The following is a 16,691-nucleotide window of genomic DNA, read 5'->3' on the forward strand; positions in this document are numbered from 1 at the left end:
AGGGGCTTTTTCTTTAAAAAAACTATTTTAAGTTATTGAGTTCTTTCTGCATTTGATCATGTGACCAGCCAGTAGCACAATCAAACATTGGTCTGTCATCCATAGCTAAGTAAAAATCAATTATTATTTCTTTCCTATTATAGATATTGATAATATCCGTATCAACCGGCCGATAAGGATAAATAATAGCTTCCATATAAAAAGAGTTATCTTTCAGGTCTCTGGTTTTAAATGAGTATTCTCCTTCGGATGTCGTTTGAAATTTAAAACAACCTTCGATCACTGTTGCATTACTTAATGGTTTCCCTGTTTTTACATCAAAAACATGCCCGCGAATAGTCACTACATCAAAAACTTGTCCTCCAAGAGTAAGAGTCTGGTTTTCACTTTTTGATTTATACTTACCTAACGTTACTGTATATCTCCCTTTGTTATTAGTTGGTAATTTTTTTTTAAAGGAGGAACATCCTTCTAAAATAAACAAGCAAGTAAGTATTATTAATTTATATTTTTTCATAACGATAATATTTATCAGTAATTTAATAATAAATTATAAATATTCATTATTCTTTAATGAAGATAATTAACAACCTGTTTTTTTTCCTTTTTGAGGCTTTTTATTCCCTAAGAAATCTTCACCACTTAATTCGATACCTAATGTGCTTGATATTCTTCTTTGATCTGTTAAAGATAACTTTTTAAACGCCTCTGTATTTTCAAGACCACCCCAAGCCATATCTTCATAGAATTGTTTATTTAAATTATATCCTTTACTTATCCCATAACTTTCTAAAGCATTAGCAATTGATTGCCTAAGACTTTGTGCAATTTCATCATGATGAGTCGAATTCCATAATTTTGCATCTAGATACTTATCAAATAACACCGGATCTTCAGCTTGAAAACCTGGTTCATTACGAATATAAAAAGTTATTAAATAAGCGTGTATAGCTTCAAAAACCAAATTTTGACTCTAAAAATCAAATCCTTAACATTGTAAGGCTAAAAAATATCAAAATAAGATATTTTTTAATAGTAAATTATTTATAATTTAAAAGTAGTATAAAAGCATCTTTCAGAAAATTAGACAAAAAAAACCTCCCAAAATCTGAGAGGTTTCCTTAAATCTATAAAAATAAAAAAAACTACATATTCCTTCTATACTGTCCACCAACCTCAAACAACGCCGAAGTAATCTGCCCTAAAGAACAAACCTTTGTAGCTTCCATTAAATGGTCGAATAAGTTTTCGTTTTTAATAGCGGCTTGTTGTAACGTATTTAAATGTTCGTTTACTTTTGCTTCGTGGAAATTATGAAGATTATCCAACATCGTAATTTGATATTGTTTTTCTTCTTCTGTTGCACGTATAACCTCAGCCGGAATTACAGTTGGCGAACCTTTTGAACTCAAGAAAGTATTTACACCCACAATTGGGAAATCGCCATTATGTTTTAAAGTTTCGTAATACAAACTTTCTTCCTGAATTTTAGAACGTTGGTACATTGTTTCCATTGCACCAAGAACTCCTCCTCTTTCTGTAATTCTATCGAATTCTTGAAGAACTGCAGCTTCAACTAAATCGGTTAATTCTTCGATGATGAATGAACCTTGAATTGGGTTTTCGTTTTTCGCTAAACCTAATTCTTTATTAATAATCAGCTGAATTGCCATTGCACGACGTACAGATTCTTCTGTTGGCGTTGTAATCGCTTCATCGTAAGCATTTGTGTGCAATGAATTACAGTTATCATAAATAGCATACAATGCTTGTAAAGTCGTTCTGATATCGTTGAAATCAATTTCTTGCGCGTGTAATGAACGTCCCGAAGTTTGAATATGATATTTCAACATTTGTGCTCTTTCGTTGGCTCCATATTTGTTTTTCATGGCTTTTGCCCAAATTTTACGCGCCACACGACCAATTACTGAATATTCTGGGTCTACTCCGTTCGAGAAGAAAAACGATAAATTTGGTCCAAAGTCGTTAATGTTCATGCCTCGGCTCAAATAATATTCCACGTAAGTGAAACCATTTGAAAGCGTAAATGCCAATTGCGTAATTGGGTTCGCTCCCGCCTCAGCAATATGATATCCTGAAATCGAAACCGAATAGAAATTACGAACGTTTTTAGTAATAAAATATTCCTGAACGTCACCCATTAATCGCAAAGCAAATTCCGTTGAGAAAATACAAGTATTTTGTGCCTGATCTTCTTTTAAAATATCAGCCTGAACCGTTCCACGAACTTGTGATAATGTTTTGATTTTTATTTCATTATAAAATTCTAAAGGCAAAACTTCATCGCCCGTAACGCCTAAAAGCATTAATCCTAAACCGTTGTTTCCTGCTGGCAAATCGCCTTGGTATTTCGGTCTTTCGATTCCTTTTTCTTTGTATAGTTTATTGATTTTTGCTTCAACTTCTTTTTCTAAATCATTTGCTTTAATGTAAATCTCACATTGCTGATCGATTGCCGCATTCATAAAGAAACCTAAAAGCATCGGCGCAGGTCCATTAATCGTCATACTTACCGAAGTCAATGCATGAACCAAATCAAAACCTGAATACAGTTTTTTAGCATCATCTAAACAGCAAATTGAAACTCCCGCATTTCCGATTTTTCCATAAATGTCCGGACGCAAATCTGGATCGTTTCCGTATAAAGTTACACTGTCAAAAGCAGTCGAAAGACGTTTTGCAGGCATTCCCGCGCTTACATAATGAAAACGTTTGTTGGTTCTTTCTGGTCCGCCCTCGCCCGCAAACATTCTTGACGGATCTTCACCTTCACGTTTAAACGGATATAATCCTGAAGCAAAAGGAAATTCTCCAGGAACGTTTTCCTGTAAATTCCAACGCAAAATATCACCCCAACCTTCATATTTAGGCAAAGCAATTTTTGGGATTTGTAAATGTGATAAACTTTCAGAATGCGTTGCAATCTTGATTTCTTTATCACGAACTTTAAACGAGTAAACTGGATTTTTGTATTTGGCTACTTTTTCATCCCAATTCAGGATAATTTCCCAATTGTACGGATCTAAATCCATTTTTACTTTATCAAATTGATTTAGTAAAAGATTTAAAAAGATTCTGTTTTCGTCGTGTTCTTCAATTCCACTTGGCAAAACTGTAGCATCATCGATTCCTGCTTTATTAATTTGAGGAACTTTTCCAGAAACCGATTCAATGGTTTTGAAAATTCCGTATAATTTCTGCGCTACTTTTTGTTGTGAAAGCGCTGTTTCATCATAACTTCTGTTATTCTCTGCAATTTCAGATAAATAACGTGTTCTGTGTGGCGGAATCACGAAGATTTTCTCGCTCATTTCTTTTGTGATTTCAAAAGTCGATTTCAAATCTGAAGCCCTTTTTTCAACCACTTTATCCATAATCGCTTTGTAAAGCGTGTTCATTCCCGGATCGTTAAACTGCGAAGCAATTGTTCCGAAAACTGGCATTTCATCAGGATTTTTATCCCAAAGATTATGGTTTCTTTGATATTGTTTTTTCACATCGCGCAAAGCATCAAGCGCGCCTCTTTTATCAAATTTATTTAAAGCTACTAAATCAGCAAAATCAAGCATGTCGATTTTTTCCAATTGTGTTGCCGCTCCAAATTCTGGTGTCATTACATATAAGGATACATCAGAATGATCCATAATTTCTGTATCAGACTGTCCAATTCCAGAAGTTTCTAAAATAATCAAATCGTATTTTGCTGCTTTTAAAACCTGAATCGCTTCGGCTACATATTTAGATAAAGCCAAATTCGACTGACGTGTCGCCAGCGAACGCATATATACGCGAGGATTATTAATAGCATTCATACGAATTCTGTCTCCTAAAAGTGCTCCTCCGGTTTTTCTCTTAGAAGGATCGACAGAAATCAATCCGATTGTTTTTTCTGGGAAATCAATTAAAAATCGGCGAACTAATTCATCTACCAAAGAAGATTTTCCTGCTCCACCCGTTCCTGTAATTCCTAAAACCGGAATTTTAGAACTAGTATTGCTTTCGTGAATTTTATCGAAAACTGGTTTTGCAATTTCAGGGAAATTTTCTGCAGCCGAAATTAAACGTGCAATTGCGGTTGGAACTTTATTTTCGATATGATCGATTTCTCCATTTAATTTATCTCCAATAGGAAAATCAGCACGTTGTACTAAATCATTAATCATTCCTTGAAGGCCTAAAGAACGACCGTCGTCTGGAGAATAAATTCTTGTGATACCATATTCGTGCAATTCTGAGATTTCGCTTGGAAGAATTACTCCGCCTCCGCCTCCAAAAATCTTGATATGTCCTGCTCCTTTTTCGCGAAGCAAATCATACATATATTTAAAGTATTCATTGTGCCCTCCTTGATATGATGTCATTGCAATCGCATTTGCATCTTCCTGAATGGCGGTATTTACAACTTCTTCTACACTTCGGTCGTGACCTAAATGTATTACCTCAACTCCGGTTGACTGTATGATTCTACGCATAATATTGATTGCGGCATCATGTCCGTCAAAAAGCGAAGCTGCTGTGACAATTCTTACTTTATTTTTAGGAATATATGGTATTTGTGGTTCCATTTTATGAATATGATAATTTTAAGCGACCAATGTACAAATTATTTTAATATTTGATTACTAGAATAGCTTTATGTTAACAAAAAAAAGAAAAATGTTTTTTTGATTTCTGGGGTAACAATTTTGAAGATGAATTGATATAAGTTAAAGAAAGCTTAAAGACATGGCAATTTCGCAACATTTAAACAAAATCTAAAAACGTGTTTCAAGCTCTCTCATAGTAATTTAGCAGTGTAGAAAAGCCCCAAATTTTTACCAAAAACTTAGCAAAATAAAAAGTAATAACGTAAAAATTTAAAAAAATGAAAACACTATATTCATTCACCGTAATTTTAGGTTTGAGTTTTTTTGTATCATCTTATAGTAAAATTGAAAACACAAATTTTTTATATACAAAAACTCCAAACGCTGCCATCATTAATACAACCCCAAATGATGACCAAAATGAAATTTCAAACGACTTCTTTAAAAGATACTCTGATTTGAAAAAATATAAATCTGATGTGATGTCATTGTACAAAAACAGATCTTTAGGAACTATTTGGTATGATGAAGATCAAATAAATGAATTTGCATCTGCTTTGTACCAAAAAGCAAAAAAAACAAACGATTTGGTAATTCCTTATCAAAAAGAAATAGATCAGCTTTTTGATTCTTCAGCAACAACAAATCTTTCAAAAACAGATGCTGATATACTTCTAAGTTCTTTATATATAGTGTATGCTAAAAAAAGTACTTCAGATTCTAGTAAAAAAGTTTCTTATGATGCTATGCTTAAAGATTTTATGAATTACAGCACAATTGAAGAAACAACAACAGTTTCAACAAATGAAAAAGTTGAATTTGACCAATACTATAAATTACAAGACGTTCTAAAAAAATACAAAAAATTAGAAAAATCTAGTAAATGGCAACCAATTGTAACCGAAACTCCATACAAAGACTTACGTCCGGATGCTGTTTCAAACACAATTGCCCAAGTTAGAACTCGTTTATATTTATTAGGCGATTTAAAACAGGATTCAAAAAGCAATGTTTATGATCGTGAACTAATGGATGCTGTAATGAAATACAAAGTTCGTAATGGTTTTAAACCTAATTATATCCTTGCCGAAGAACATATTAAAGAAATGAATGTTCCAATCTCAGATAAGGTTAAAACTTTACAACTTAACATGGAAAGATGTCGTACGATTGCAGCTGAAATTGCCGGAAAAGACGAATATGTTTTGGTAAACGTTCCTTCGTTTGAATTAATTTATGTTAAAAACGGAAAAGTTCAGTTGAAATCGAGTGTATTTGTAGGGGCACCTTTGACCAAAACAACCATTTTTAATGGTGAAATTGACCGAATTGTTTTTAGCCCATACTGGACAGTACCACAAAGTATTGTAGAAAACGAATTGAAATCTAAAATTGCTGCAGACCCAAATTATTTAGCAGAAAAAAATATGGAAATTGTAAACGGCCAAGTGCGACAAAAACCAGGGCCAGAAAACTCTTTAGGTTTAGTAAAATTTATGTTTCCAAATCCAGATGACATTTACATGCACGATACACCAGCAAAAACTTTATTCGATTTTGAAAAAAGAACTTTTAGCCACGGTTGTATCAATGTAAAAATGGCAAAAGAATTAGCTGCTGCAATGCTGAAAGATTATCCTGAATGGACTCAGGAAAAAATTGATAGCGCGATGGCCGGCAAAACAGAAAAAAGTTTTAAACTAGCTAAAAAAGTTCCTATTTACATTACTTATTTTACTTCATTAGTAAACGAAAATGGCGAAATTGGATTCTTTCAGGACGTTTATGAAAGAGATCAAGAATCAGTTTCTCAAAGTGTAGTTTCAAATTAACAATATATTAAACTTATATTTTCAAAGAGAATTTATCAACCTTGATGATAAATTCTCTTTTTTTTGATTTATTCCAAGCGGTAAAAAAAACCTATTTTAATGATTTTAAACCTCTTACGACACAAAAAAGTTTTACTAAAATTTGAACTTTGCCAAATAATATACCACTAGTATTAATTTGTTAAAATCAATTTAGAATGAAAACAGAGAATATAGAAGGATTAACTCTTTTTGAAATCAATAGATTAATTCAACAAGGCGGAAGATTTATTACGTTTCCCAATACAATTAATAAACACAAAAGTTCAACGATTTACTTTTTACATCCCGGGGAAAAAATATTCAAGTACGCACTAAAACATTTTATAAAAAATTTATTACGAGGATGGAATTCATTTCCTACAAGACCATTTCAAGTATCTAAATCTTTATTTTATTTAGCAATTGGTAACAGAGATGCAAAAACAATTACTCCCATTTATAATACCAATTTATATTCTTTATACGATTTGAATAGCTTACAAGAGCTATAAATGAAATATTTTTTATGGTCTTAATCTATTAATTTTAAAACCTTTTGAGCCTTGAGTTGCAAGTTTTAAAACTGAAGTTTGCCGGATTTTAATCTATAAATGTAAATCTCAAAATAAACTTGTAATGAAAAAGCATATTTTTCTTTTCGCTGTTGTAGCAATTCTGCTTACTGCATGTAATAATAAAGAAAATGACATAACGGTATCAGAAGATGGAATTGTAAAACCAAAAGCACCAAAAGCAGAAGGTTTTAAACGTTTATTATTTATAGGAAACAACCATACAGAATACTTTGTCAGCACACCAACTTTGTTTCAGGAATTGTGTAATGCAAATAATCAGTCTGTCAGTGTGCAACAATTGATAACAATGGGAGTTCCGCTTGATAAAGTATATGATACTAATAAAACAGAAGCAAATCAAAATTTTTCAAATAGAGATAAAGATGGAAATTATTATGATTATGTAATACTTCAAGAATCGACCCCAATTGCATTATCTGCTCTTGAAAAATACAGATCCAATTTAAAAATGTTAGTCGAAAAAATACATGTAAACAGTCCAGACGTAGCCATTTATATATACGAAGGAATGTCTCCAGTATCTTATACCGATTCAAAATTTAATGAATATCACGAAGAGATGCGCAAAAATGCTCTTTTAGCCATGGTATTTATCAAAAATGCAGGTTTGTTACGAGTTGGTGATGCAATTAAAGACGCATATGATGGTAAAAAAGGCTATAACTATTTGCTAAACAACAAAGACAATCTTCGTTATGAACAAAATAACACATTCCTTGTTTTAAACGATGGTGGATTTTTACAAGCAACTTTATTGTATGCTACAATTTTCGACAAAAGGCCAATTATTCCAAAAAAGCTAATTTTAAGTACCGGAATAAACGATGATGATTGCATGAGAAGACAAGAAGTTGCTAAAGCAATCAGTAATCCAAAAGCTTTGGAAGAAATTGCTTTTAGTAATAGATAAATTCCCCAAAATCTATTTAAGAATTCTTCATGTGCCCCATCCTAAATCGTTAGAAATTATCTCTAATAATCTTTAATCAAAAGCAATGAAATAAAAAATCTTTATGATTTATTTTTTAACCTAAACTCAGTTAAAATTTCAACATTATTTTTTGTCCTAAAGTATCAATTTTAAAACTTTTTAAAGCTACTATTTTTTTTAGTTAAGGAGAGATTTGCATTTCTTTTTAATTAAATTTATGATGAAAAAACACATTTTATTATTTAGTATTGCAACAATTCTTTTTACTTCGTGCAAAGACAAATCGGCTACGGCAGAAAATCAAACTACAACAGAAGAAACAACCGAAAGACCAAAAGCACCAAAAGCTGAAGGCAGCCCTAGAATTTTATTTATAGGAAATAGTCATACAGAGTTTTTTGTAAGTGCCCCAATTTTATTTGGGGAAATCTGCAAGGCAAATAATCAGCCGATGAATGTAGACCAATTGGTTACAATGGGAGTTTCAATTGATGAAATTTATAATGTTCATAAAGTCGAAGCAGAACAAAATTTTGCGAAAGTAGATAAAGACGGAAATTATTACGATTATGTAATCATTCAGGAATCTACACCAGTTGCGGGTGGAGAGCCAGATAAATATAAATCTAATGTAGATATGATTGTGAAAAAAATACACAAAAACAGTCCTGATACAGCGATTTATATTTACGAAGGAATGTCTCCAATTCCTTTTACTGATCCTGAATATAAAGAGTATTATGATATAATGCGTACAAATGCAGTTGAAGTGGTCAAAACAACAAAAAATGCTGGTTTATTGAGAGTTGGAGACGCGGTTAATGATGCTTATAAAGGCAAAAAAGATTATAAATATTTAGTTGCAAATAAAGACAATCTTCGTTATGGCGAAAACACATTACACCTTTTAAATGATGGTGGCTATTTGCAAGGAGCATTACTATTTGCAACAATCTTTAATAAAAAACCCATAATGCCAAAAGCACTTACTTTAAGCACTGGAACGGAAGATAATGACGATATGAAAAAACAAGATGTTAACGAGGCTATTAGTAATCCAAAAGCTTTGGAAGAAATTGCTTTTGATAATCGTTAAAATCCATAGTAAAGAAAATTCAAAATCAATCATCTTGTAATTTACAGGGTGATTTTTTTTTTGTAATTAATTGTATTAAAACAAAATAGGTGTTTTTTAAATTTAAAATTTATCATATCTTTCTAGTGAATTTTCAAATCATCCTTTCATGCAAGACGATTACAATCAACCACAAAAAAACTGGTGGAATCGAAACTGGAAATGGTTCATTCCAACAGGCTGTTTAAGTATAATAATACTATTTGTTTTATTCTTGGTCGGAGTTTTCTTTGAAGTAACCTCAATTATCAAAGATTCTGATGCTTATATAGAATCGATGGAACTTGTTCAGCACAATAAAATACTAATCGAAAAGCTTGGATCGCCAATAGAAACAGACGGAATGGTTTCCGGAACTGTAAGTGCCGTAAACGATGTTAGAAAGTGTGATGTACAAGTTCCTCTAAAAGGTCCAAAAGGCAAAGCAACCTTGTTTGTTGTTGGCGAAAAAAGAGGAAAATGGAAATACAGTGAAATGTCTGTTTACATTGAAAAGACAGACGAAAAAATTGATTTGCTGAAAAAGGAATAAAACACAAACTAAATTCTATTTTCTTTTACCAATTTTCAATTTCTCCTTAAATCTTAAAAACGAAAAACTTCTATCCTAGCCCCGATAGCAGTGGAAATCCTTTTGCTTTTTGCTGCCAAAAAGCAAAAGATTGCAACGAATAGCGGGACGAGTGTTAATTATGAAACAAAATCTTTCTGCTCCCGAAATAAAATTATGGCTTTGTTTTTGAATAAGTAGTATTTTTGAAACTTAAACAAAACCCCCAAATGAAAAAGATTTTATTATTCGCCCTTACATTTTCACTTGTTTCATGCGCAGAGATGCAGCAGACTTTAAATCAGTTTCCACAAATATCATCACAAATTCCGGTTGGAGGAGTTGATATTTCAGCTGGATTAAAAGAAGCTCTAAATAAAGGAATTACACAACAAGTGAGCAAATTAACCGCTGTTGATGGTTTTTATAAAAACGAAGCTGTAAAAATTTTAATGCCTGAAGAATTACAAAAAGTAGATGCCACTTTAAGAAAAGTTGGTTTGAGTTCGCTTGCTGATGAAGGCGTTAAAATGCTAAATCGCGCTGCAGAAGATGCTGTAAAAGAAGCAACACCAATATTTGTATCGGCGGTTAAAAATATGTCGTTTACAGATGCTAAAAATATTTTGTTAGGAAATGACAGTGCGGCAACAACTTATTTGCAAGGAAGTACAACAACAGCTTTATACGGAAAATTTAATCCTGTGATTAAAAATTCATTCGCAAAAGTAGGTGCCGATGCAGTTTGGACTAAAATCATCACGAAATACAATACAATTCCGTTAGTGAAAAAAGTAAACCCAGATTTGACTGATTATACAACAAATCAAGCCTTGGCAGGAGTTTTTAAAATGATTGCTGTAGAAGAAAAAGAAATCCGAAATAATATTAGTGCAAGAACAACTCCTTTATTGAAAAGCGTTTTTGCAATGCAGGACGGAAAATAGTTTTTTTCAAAGGTGCAAAGAGACAAAGTAACAAACCCTTTGTTACTTTGAACCTTTGTTACTTTGTCACTAACCAAAAACCAAAAAATTAAGATGCAAAAAATAACCATTCTCATTCACTGTAAAGACCAAAAAGGAATTATTGCCGCAGTGACTACTTTTATTGCAAAAGTGGAAGGAAATATCACTTACATCGACCAGCATGTTGATGTGGAGCAAAATGTTTTTTTTATGCGATTGGAATGTGAATTTACCAATCCTAAAATTACAATTGAAAGTCTGAAAGAAGAATTCGATAAAACACTCGCAACCGATTTCAATATGTCGTGGGACTTATATAATCAGGAACAAAAACCAAAAATGGCTTTGTTTGTTTCAAAATACGATCATTGTCTTTTTGACATTTTAGGACGTTACAGTGCTGATGAATTGAATGTTGAAATTCCAGTTATTATAAGCAATCATAATGATTTGAGAAGCGTTGCGGAACGATTTAATATTCCGTTTCATTGTGTTCCTTTTACAAAAGACAATAAAGAAGAAGGCGAAGCGAAACAAATTGAACTTTTAAAGCGATATGAAATCAATTTTATCGTTTTGGCTCGCTATATGCAAATTATTACGCCAAATTTAATCAGTCTTTACGAAAATAAAATCATCAATATTCATCATTCTTTTTTGCCCGCTTTTCCGGGTGCAAAACCTTATCATTCGGCTTTTAAGCGCGGTGTGAAAATTATCGGCGCAACAAGCCATTATGTTACCGAAGAATTAGACGAAGGCCCAATTATTGAACAAGATATTGCAAGAGTTTCACATATTCACTCGGTTGAAGATTTTATCATGAAAGGACGCGATTTAGAACGAATTGTTCTGGCAAGAGCAATAAAACTCCATGCTGAAAGAAAAACAATGGTTTATAGTAATAAGACGGTGGTTTTTTCTTAAAAGGTGCTAAGATTCTAAGGCACTAAGCTTCTAAGTTTTTTACCTTTGAACTTATATAACAAACCCGACAGATTTATAATCTGTCGGGTTTTCATTTGGAAGTAAGTTTTGTTTTAAATCTTTTTAACTATAGATCTTAGTGCCTTAGCAACTTAGAACCTTATTTAACCAAATCATATCGGTCAGCGTTCATTACTTTAGTCCATACGGCAACGAAATCTTTTACGAATCGTTCTTTTGCATCGTTGGATGCGTAAACTTCAGCAATCGCACGCAATTCTGAATTTGAGCCAAAAATAAGATCAGCACGAGTTGCTGTCCATTTCAATTCACCTGTTTTGCGATTATGGCCTTCAAAAGTTTCGCCACTTTCGTTCGTTGCTTTCCATACTGTACCTAAATCTAGTAAATTGATGAAGAAATCATTGTTTAATGTTTCTGTGTTCTTTGTTAGTATACCATGTTTAGAGCCATCATAATTGGTATTCAAGACTCTCAAACCACCGAGTAAAACTGTCATTTCAGGAGCTGTTAAGCCTAATAATTGTGCTTTATCTACTAAAAGCTCTTCGGTTACTGAATTACATTTCGCACTTTTATAGTTTCTAAATCCGTCAGCTTTTGGTTCTAGCGCGTTGAAAGAATGAACATCCGTTTGCTCTAAAGTTGCATCGCCTCTTCCAGGAGAAAAAGGAGCATCAATATTTATTCCTGCATTTCCAGCCGCTTTTTCAATTCCTACAGATCCTCCCAAAACAATTAAATCTGCAATAGATACTACTTTTCCAGAAGTTGTAAATTCATTTTGTATTGTTTCATAAGTTGCTAACACATTTTTTAATTGAGTTGGTGAATTCACTTCCCAATTAATTTGCGGTTCAAAACGAATACGTGCACCATTTGCACCACCACGTTTATCAGAACCACGGAAAGTAGAAGCCGAAGCCCAAGCAGTCGATACCAATTGAGAAATTGAAAGACCACTCGCTTTAATTTTTTCTTTTAAAAGAGCAATGTCGCTATGGTTTAATTCGCTTTTAACTGAAGGAATCGGATCTTGCCAAATCAACTCTTCAGAAGGAACTTCCGGGCCTAAATAACGGCTAATTGGTCCCATATCTCTGTGCGTTAACTTGAACCACGCTCTTGCAAAAGCATCAGCAAATTTGTCAAAATTTTGCATGTAGTCTCTGGAAATTTTTTCATAAGCAGGATCCATTTTCATGGCCATATCTGCTGTTGTCATCATTGGCGCATGTCTTTTTGTTGGATCATGAGCGTCTTCTACAGTTGTAGCGGCACTTTCATCGGTTGGTGTCCATTGATGCGCTCCTGCAGGGCTTTTAGTTAATTTCCAATCATATTTGAATAATGTTTCAAAATAACCATTATCCCAAGTCGTCGGATTTGGTTTCCAAGCACCTTCAATACCACTTGTAATAGCATCTCCACCTACTCCTGTACCATATGAACTTTTCCAGCCCAGACCCATTTGTTCAATGCTCGCACCTTCTGGTTCTGCTCCTACTAATGATGCATCTCCAGCTCCGTGTGCTTTACCAAAAGTATGTCCACCAGCCGTCAAAGCCACCGTTTCTTCATCGTTCATCGCCATACGGGCAAAAGTTTCTCTAATATCTCTACCAGAACCTAGCGGATCAGGATTTCCATCTGGACCTTCTGGGTTTACATATATTAATCCCATTTGTACGGCAGCAAGAGGGTTCTCTAAGTCTCTATCGCCAGAGTATCTACTATTAGGTTTGTCACTTGTAGCTAACCATTCTTTTTCATTACCCCAATTGACATCTTGTTCTGGTTCCCAAACATCTTCTCTTCCGCCTGCAAATCCAAAAGTTTTAAATCCCATAGATTCCAAAGCGCAGTTCCCTGTCAAAATCATTAAATCTGCCCATGAAATTTTATTCCCGTATTTTTGTTTAATAGGCCAAAGCAAAAAACGAGCTTTATCTAAATTACCATTATCTGGCCAACTGTTAAGTGGTGCAAAACGTTGATTACCTGAACTGGCGCCTCCACGTCCATCAGAAATACGATAAGTTCCTGCACTATGCCAAGCCATACGAATAAACAAAGGACCATAATGACCATAATCAGCTGGCCACCAATCCTGAGAATCAGTCATTAATGCATAAAGATCTTTTTTGACTTCATTTAAATCCAAAGTTTTAAAGGCTGCTGCATAGTCAAAACCTTTTTCCATAGGATCTGATAAACTAGAATGTTGACGCAGGATGTTTAGATTCAACCGATTTGGCCACCAATCTTTATTAGAGGTTCCTGCTCCCGATGTTTCTTTCATTTGTCCGTTATGATATGGACATTTACTTTCAATTGATTCGCTCATCTCTTTTGTTTTTTTGAGTTATTTTTATTTAAATGCTAATTTTTTCAAAAATCACATATTGCTGATATTTAACACATTATCAAATATACGAAAGTATGTTTAGCATATTCATAAACAAAATTGATTGTTATTATATTTTAATAGCCAAAAATTATTTAACGTTGCAGAAAGCTCAGAAACACGTTTTTATAAATCTTAACTTATGGTCAACAAAGTAATAACAAAACCTTAACAGCAAAAGATTGAGATATGTCGGACATTTGTAATGTAATAAACTGGTTATTTATTATTTTGGTTTTGGTTAGTTAAATGATGCCGGCGTCTTCGAGATGCCGGCATTCTTTTTTTATATTGTTTTGGTTTCAGGTTTCAAGTTTTCTTTGTTTCATGTTGCCTTGTTTTGAACATAATATTACCTCAAAATGTAGGTTTCTTTTGTAATCCTATTTTTAAAATTTTGATATTAACTTATATCCAACAAAGTAATAACAAGGTCTTAACACATTAAGATTGATATATGTCGGATCTTTGTAATGTAATAAACTGGTTATTTATTATTTTGGTTTTGGTTAGTTAAATAATGCCGGCGTCTTCGAGATGTCGGCATTCTTTTTTTGTTTATTTTGTTTCAGGTTTCAAGTTTCACGTTGCTTTACTTTGAACATAATTTAACCGAAAAGAGCGCAAGGTTTTTTTATATTGAGCACTCTAAAAACGCAAAGTTCGCAAAGCTTTATGTAAAAAACTTTGCGAACTTTGCGTTCCCGATAGCTATCGGGATAACACTCTTTGCGGTTAAGTTTCCGACAACTTGAAACTTAAAACCTGAAACAAAAAAACTAATTCTTCAATCTTTCGTGAAGCATTTTAAAATAAGAGAAAGCCTTAAGTAATCGGCTTCCGTGCCAGGAGAACATTTCTCCGTCAACAAAGATTGTTTTGGCGTGATGTGTGAATCTCCCAATTTCAAAAGCATCTTCTTCTTTAAAAGGATAAGGTTCTGAGGAAAGAAAAACGATATCAGGATCGCCTTCCAGTCGCATTTTTTTGAGTTCTATTTCTGGATATCTTCCTTTATCTTCATAAATATTTTTAAAATGATTCAGTTTTAAAAGTTCATTTATATATGTATCATTTCCGGCCACCATATAAGGATTCTTCCAAATAAAATAAGCCACTTTCTTTTCTTCGATATCCAGAATGTATTTTTTGAAATCGCTCAAGGCGAAAGCCAATTTGTCGTTCCACTTTTGAGCTTCGGTTCTGCAGTTGAATAATTGTCCAAAATCGGAAATCATTTGAAAATTATCTTCGATAGAAACAATATTCGTTACCCAAACCGGACAGATTTCCTGTAATTGGTTTACGATTTCTTCTGTGTTTTCTTCTTTATTGCAGATTATAATATCGGGTTGTAAAAGCTTTATTTTTCCGAAATGAATTTTCTTGGTTCCCCCAACAATCTTTTTAGTGGATTTAAAATGAAACGGATGAACACAAAACTTCGTAATTCCGATTATTTTTTCTTCTAAACCTAAATCATGTAATAATTCGGTTTGCGAAGGAACAAGCGAAATAATACGTTTTGGAGCATTTTCAAAAGAATGTAAAGTTCCTAATTGATCAGTCATTTGTTTCATGTTTCAAGTCTTTTTTGTTTCAGATTATTTGGAATGTATTTTTTAACCACAAAGTTCGCAAAGCTTTGCGTTCATAGCGTAACTCTTTGCGAACTTTGCGGTTAAATTATTTGTTCAAAGCAAACTTTAAACCTGAAACTTTAAACCAATAATCTCCTCCATTTCCTGCTGTACTTTCAAAGCTTCTTCTCTGGCTTTTTCAGCAAAATCAGTTCCTTTTGAAGCATATATAATAGCTCTTGCCGAATTTACCAAAAGACCAACTTTATCATTCATTCCGTATTTGCATACTTCAGACAAACTTCCACCTTGAGCGCCAATTCCTGGAACTAATAAAAAACTATCCGGAACAATTTTTCTGATTTCGGTAAAATATTCGGCTTTAGTTGCACCAACAACATACATTAAGTTTTCACTGTTTTTCCATGTTTTAGAGGTTTCTAAAACTTGTTTATAAAGCTCTTTACCGTTTGTAGTTAAAGTCTGAAAATCAAAAGCGCCTTCGTTTGAAGTCAGCGCTAACATAATAGTATGTTTATTTTCAAAAGCCAAAAAAGGCTCAACTGAATCTTTTCCCATATAAGGAGCAACGGTAACGCTGTCAAAATTCAAATCTTCAAAAAAAGCTTTTGCATACATGCTTGAAGTGTTCCCAATATCGCCACGTTTTGCATCTGCAATTGTAAAAATTTCAGGATAATTTTCGTTAATATAATTAATTGTTTTTTGCAGCGACATCCAGCCTTTAATTCCGTATGCTTCAAAAAAAGCGGTATTTGGTTTGTAACCAACAGTCAAATCATGCGTTGCATCAATTATTGCTTTATTAAACTCAAAAATTGGGTCTTCCGTTTCTAATAAATGAGATGGCATTTTACTTAAATCAGGATCCAGGCCAACGCATAGAAATGATTTTTTTTGAAGGATTTGTTCGTGAAGCTGTTGTGTTGTCATAGTGTGTTTTAATAGTTGCGCAAAATTACAAATAATTATTTTGGTTTCAAGTTTCAAGTTTTAGGTTTCAGGTTTTGCATATTTTGTCAGGCTGAGCGGAGAGTCGAAGCCTACGTTCCAATTGGAGCGCCCTTCGACTCCGCTCAGGCTGACATTAGAGAT

Annotated in this window: 13 protein-coding genes; 7 read left to right on the forward strand and 6 right to left on the reverse strand. The window is 33.2% G+C overall.

Features of this window, described 5'->3' with window-relative positions:
* Nucleotides 1–22: 22 nt before the first annotated feature.
* From FN795_RS04975 to FN795_RS04985, 3 genes are all read right to left on the reverse strand, one after another.
* Complete coding sequence (locus FN795_RS04975; RefSeq protein ID WP_142449637.1) at nt 23–517, reverse strand: carboxypeptidase-like regulatory domain-containing protein; 495 nt, start codon at nt 515–517, stop codon at nt 23–25.
* Nucleotides 518–583: 66 nt separating this feature from the next.
* Nucleotides 584–964 (reverse strand): hypothetical protein, encoded by a 381-nt coding sequence (locus FN795_RS04980; protein WP_142449638.1) that lies wholly within the window; start codon nt 962–964, stop codon nt 584–586.
* Nucleotides 965–1,145: 181 nt separating this feature from the next.
* Complete coding sequence (locus FN795_RS04985) at nt 1,146–4,586, reverse strand: methylmalonyl-CoA mutase family protein (RefSeq protein ID WP_142449639.1); 3,441 nt, start codon at nt 4,584–4,586, stop codon at nt 1,146–1,148.
* A gap of 299 nt (nt 4,587–4,885) precedes the next feature.
* Between FN795_RS04985 and FN795_RS04990 the strand changes: the two genes are divergently transcribed.
* From FN795_RS04990 to purU, 7 genes are all read left to right on the forward strand, one after another.
* Nucleotides 4,886–6,439 (forward strand): L,D-transpeptidase family protein, encoded by a 1,554-nt coding sequence (locus FN795_RS04990; RefSeq protein WP_142449640.1) that lies wholly within the window; start codon nt 4,886–4,888, stop codon nt 6,437–6,439.
* A 197-nt stretch (nt 6,440–6,636) separates the two neighbouring features.
* Nucleotides 6,637–6,972, forward strand: a complete 336-nt coding sequence (locus tag FN795_RS04995) for a hypothetical protein (RefSeq protein WP_142449641.1) — start codon at nt 6,637–6,639, stop codon at nt 6,970–6,972.
* Between the two features lie 124 nt (nt 6,973–7,096).
* Nucleotides 7,097–7,966 carry a hypothetical protein gene (locus FN795_RS05000; protein WP_142449642.1) on the forward strand — a complete coding sequence of 290 codons (870 nt, stop codon included), beginning with the start codon at nt 7,097–7,099 and terminating at the stop codon, nt 7,964–7,966.
* A 238-nt stretch (nt 7,967–8,204) separates the two neighbouring features.
* Nucleotides 8,205–9,083 carry an SGNH/GDSL hydrolase family protein gene (locus FN795_RS05005; RefSeq protein WP_142449643.1) on the forward strand — a complete coding sequence of 293 codons (879 nt, stop codon included), beginning with the start codon at nt 8,205–8,207 and terminating at the stop codon, nt 9,081–9,083.
* Nucleotides 9,084–9,231: 148 nt separating this feature from the next.
* On the forward strand, nt 9,232–9,654 hold the full coding sequence (locus FN795_RS05010; protein ID WP_142449644.1) for a cytochrome c oxidase assembly factor Coa1 family protein: 423 nt from the start codon (nt 9,232–9,234) through the stop codon (nt 9,652–9,654).
* Between the two features lie 248 nt (nt 9,655–9,902).
* Nucleotides 9,903–10,619 carry a DUF4197 domain-containing protein gene (locus tag FN795_RS05015; RefSeq protein WP_142449645.1) on the forward strand — a complete coding sequence of 239 codons (717 nt, stop codon included), beginning with the start codon at nt 9,903–9,905 and terminating at the stop codon, nt 10,617–10,619.
* Between the two features lie 93 nt (nt 10,620–10,712).
* On the forward strand, nt 10,713–11,567 hold the full coding sequence (purU, locus tag FN795_RS05020) for a formyltetrahydrofolate deformylase (protein ID WP_142449646.1): 855 nt from the start codon (nt 10,713–10,715) through the stop codon (nt 11,565–11,567).
* 160 nt (nt 11,568–11,727) lie between these two features.
* Here the strand turns inward: purU and katG are convergent, their stop codons facing one another.
* The 3 genes from katG to pyrF form a co-directional block, all read right to left on the reverse strand.
* Complete coding sequence (katG, locus tag FN795_RS05025; protein WP_142449647.1) at nt 11,728–13,935, reverse strand: catalase/peroxidase HPI; 2,208 nt, start codon at nt 13,933–13,935, stop codon at nt 11,728–11,730.
* 839 nt (nt 13,936–14,774) lie between these two features.
* Nucleotides 14,775–15,575 carry an ABC transporter substrate-binding protein gene (locus FN795_RS05030; protein ID WP_142449648.1) on the reverse strand — a complete coding sequence of 267 codons (801 nt, stop codon included), beginning with the start codon at nt 15,573–15,575 and terminating at the stop codon, nt 14,775–14,777.
* Nucleotides 15,576–15,701: 126 nt separating this feature from the next.
* The gene (gene pyrF, locus FN795_RS05035; RefSeq protein WP_142449649.1) at nt 15,702–16,529 is read right to left on the reverse strand and encodes an orotidine-5'-phosphate decarboxylase; all 828 of its coding nucleotides are present in this window, start codon (nt 16,527–16,529) and stop codon (nt 15,702–15,704) included.
* Between the last annotated feature and the right edge of the window lie 162 nt (nt 16,530–16,691).

The organism is Flavobacterium resistens (assembly GCF_900182645.1).
GTDB lineage: Bacteria > Bacteroidota > Bacteroidia > Flavobacteriales > Flavobacteriaceae > Flavobacterium > Flavobacterium resistens.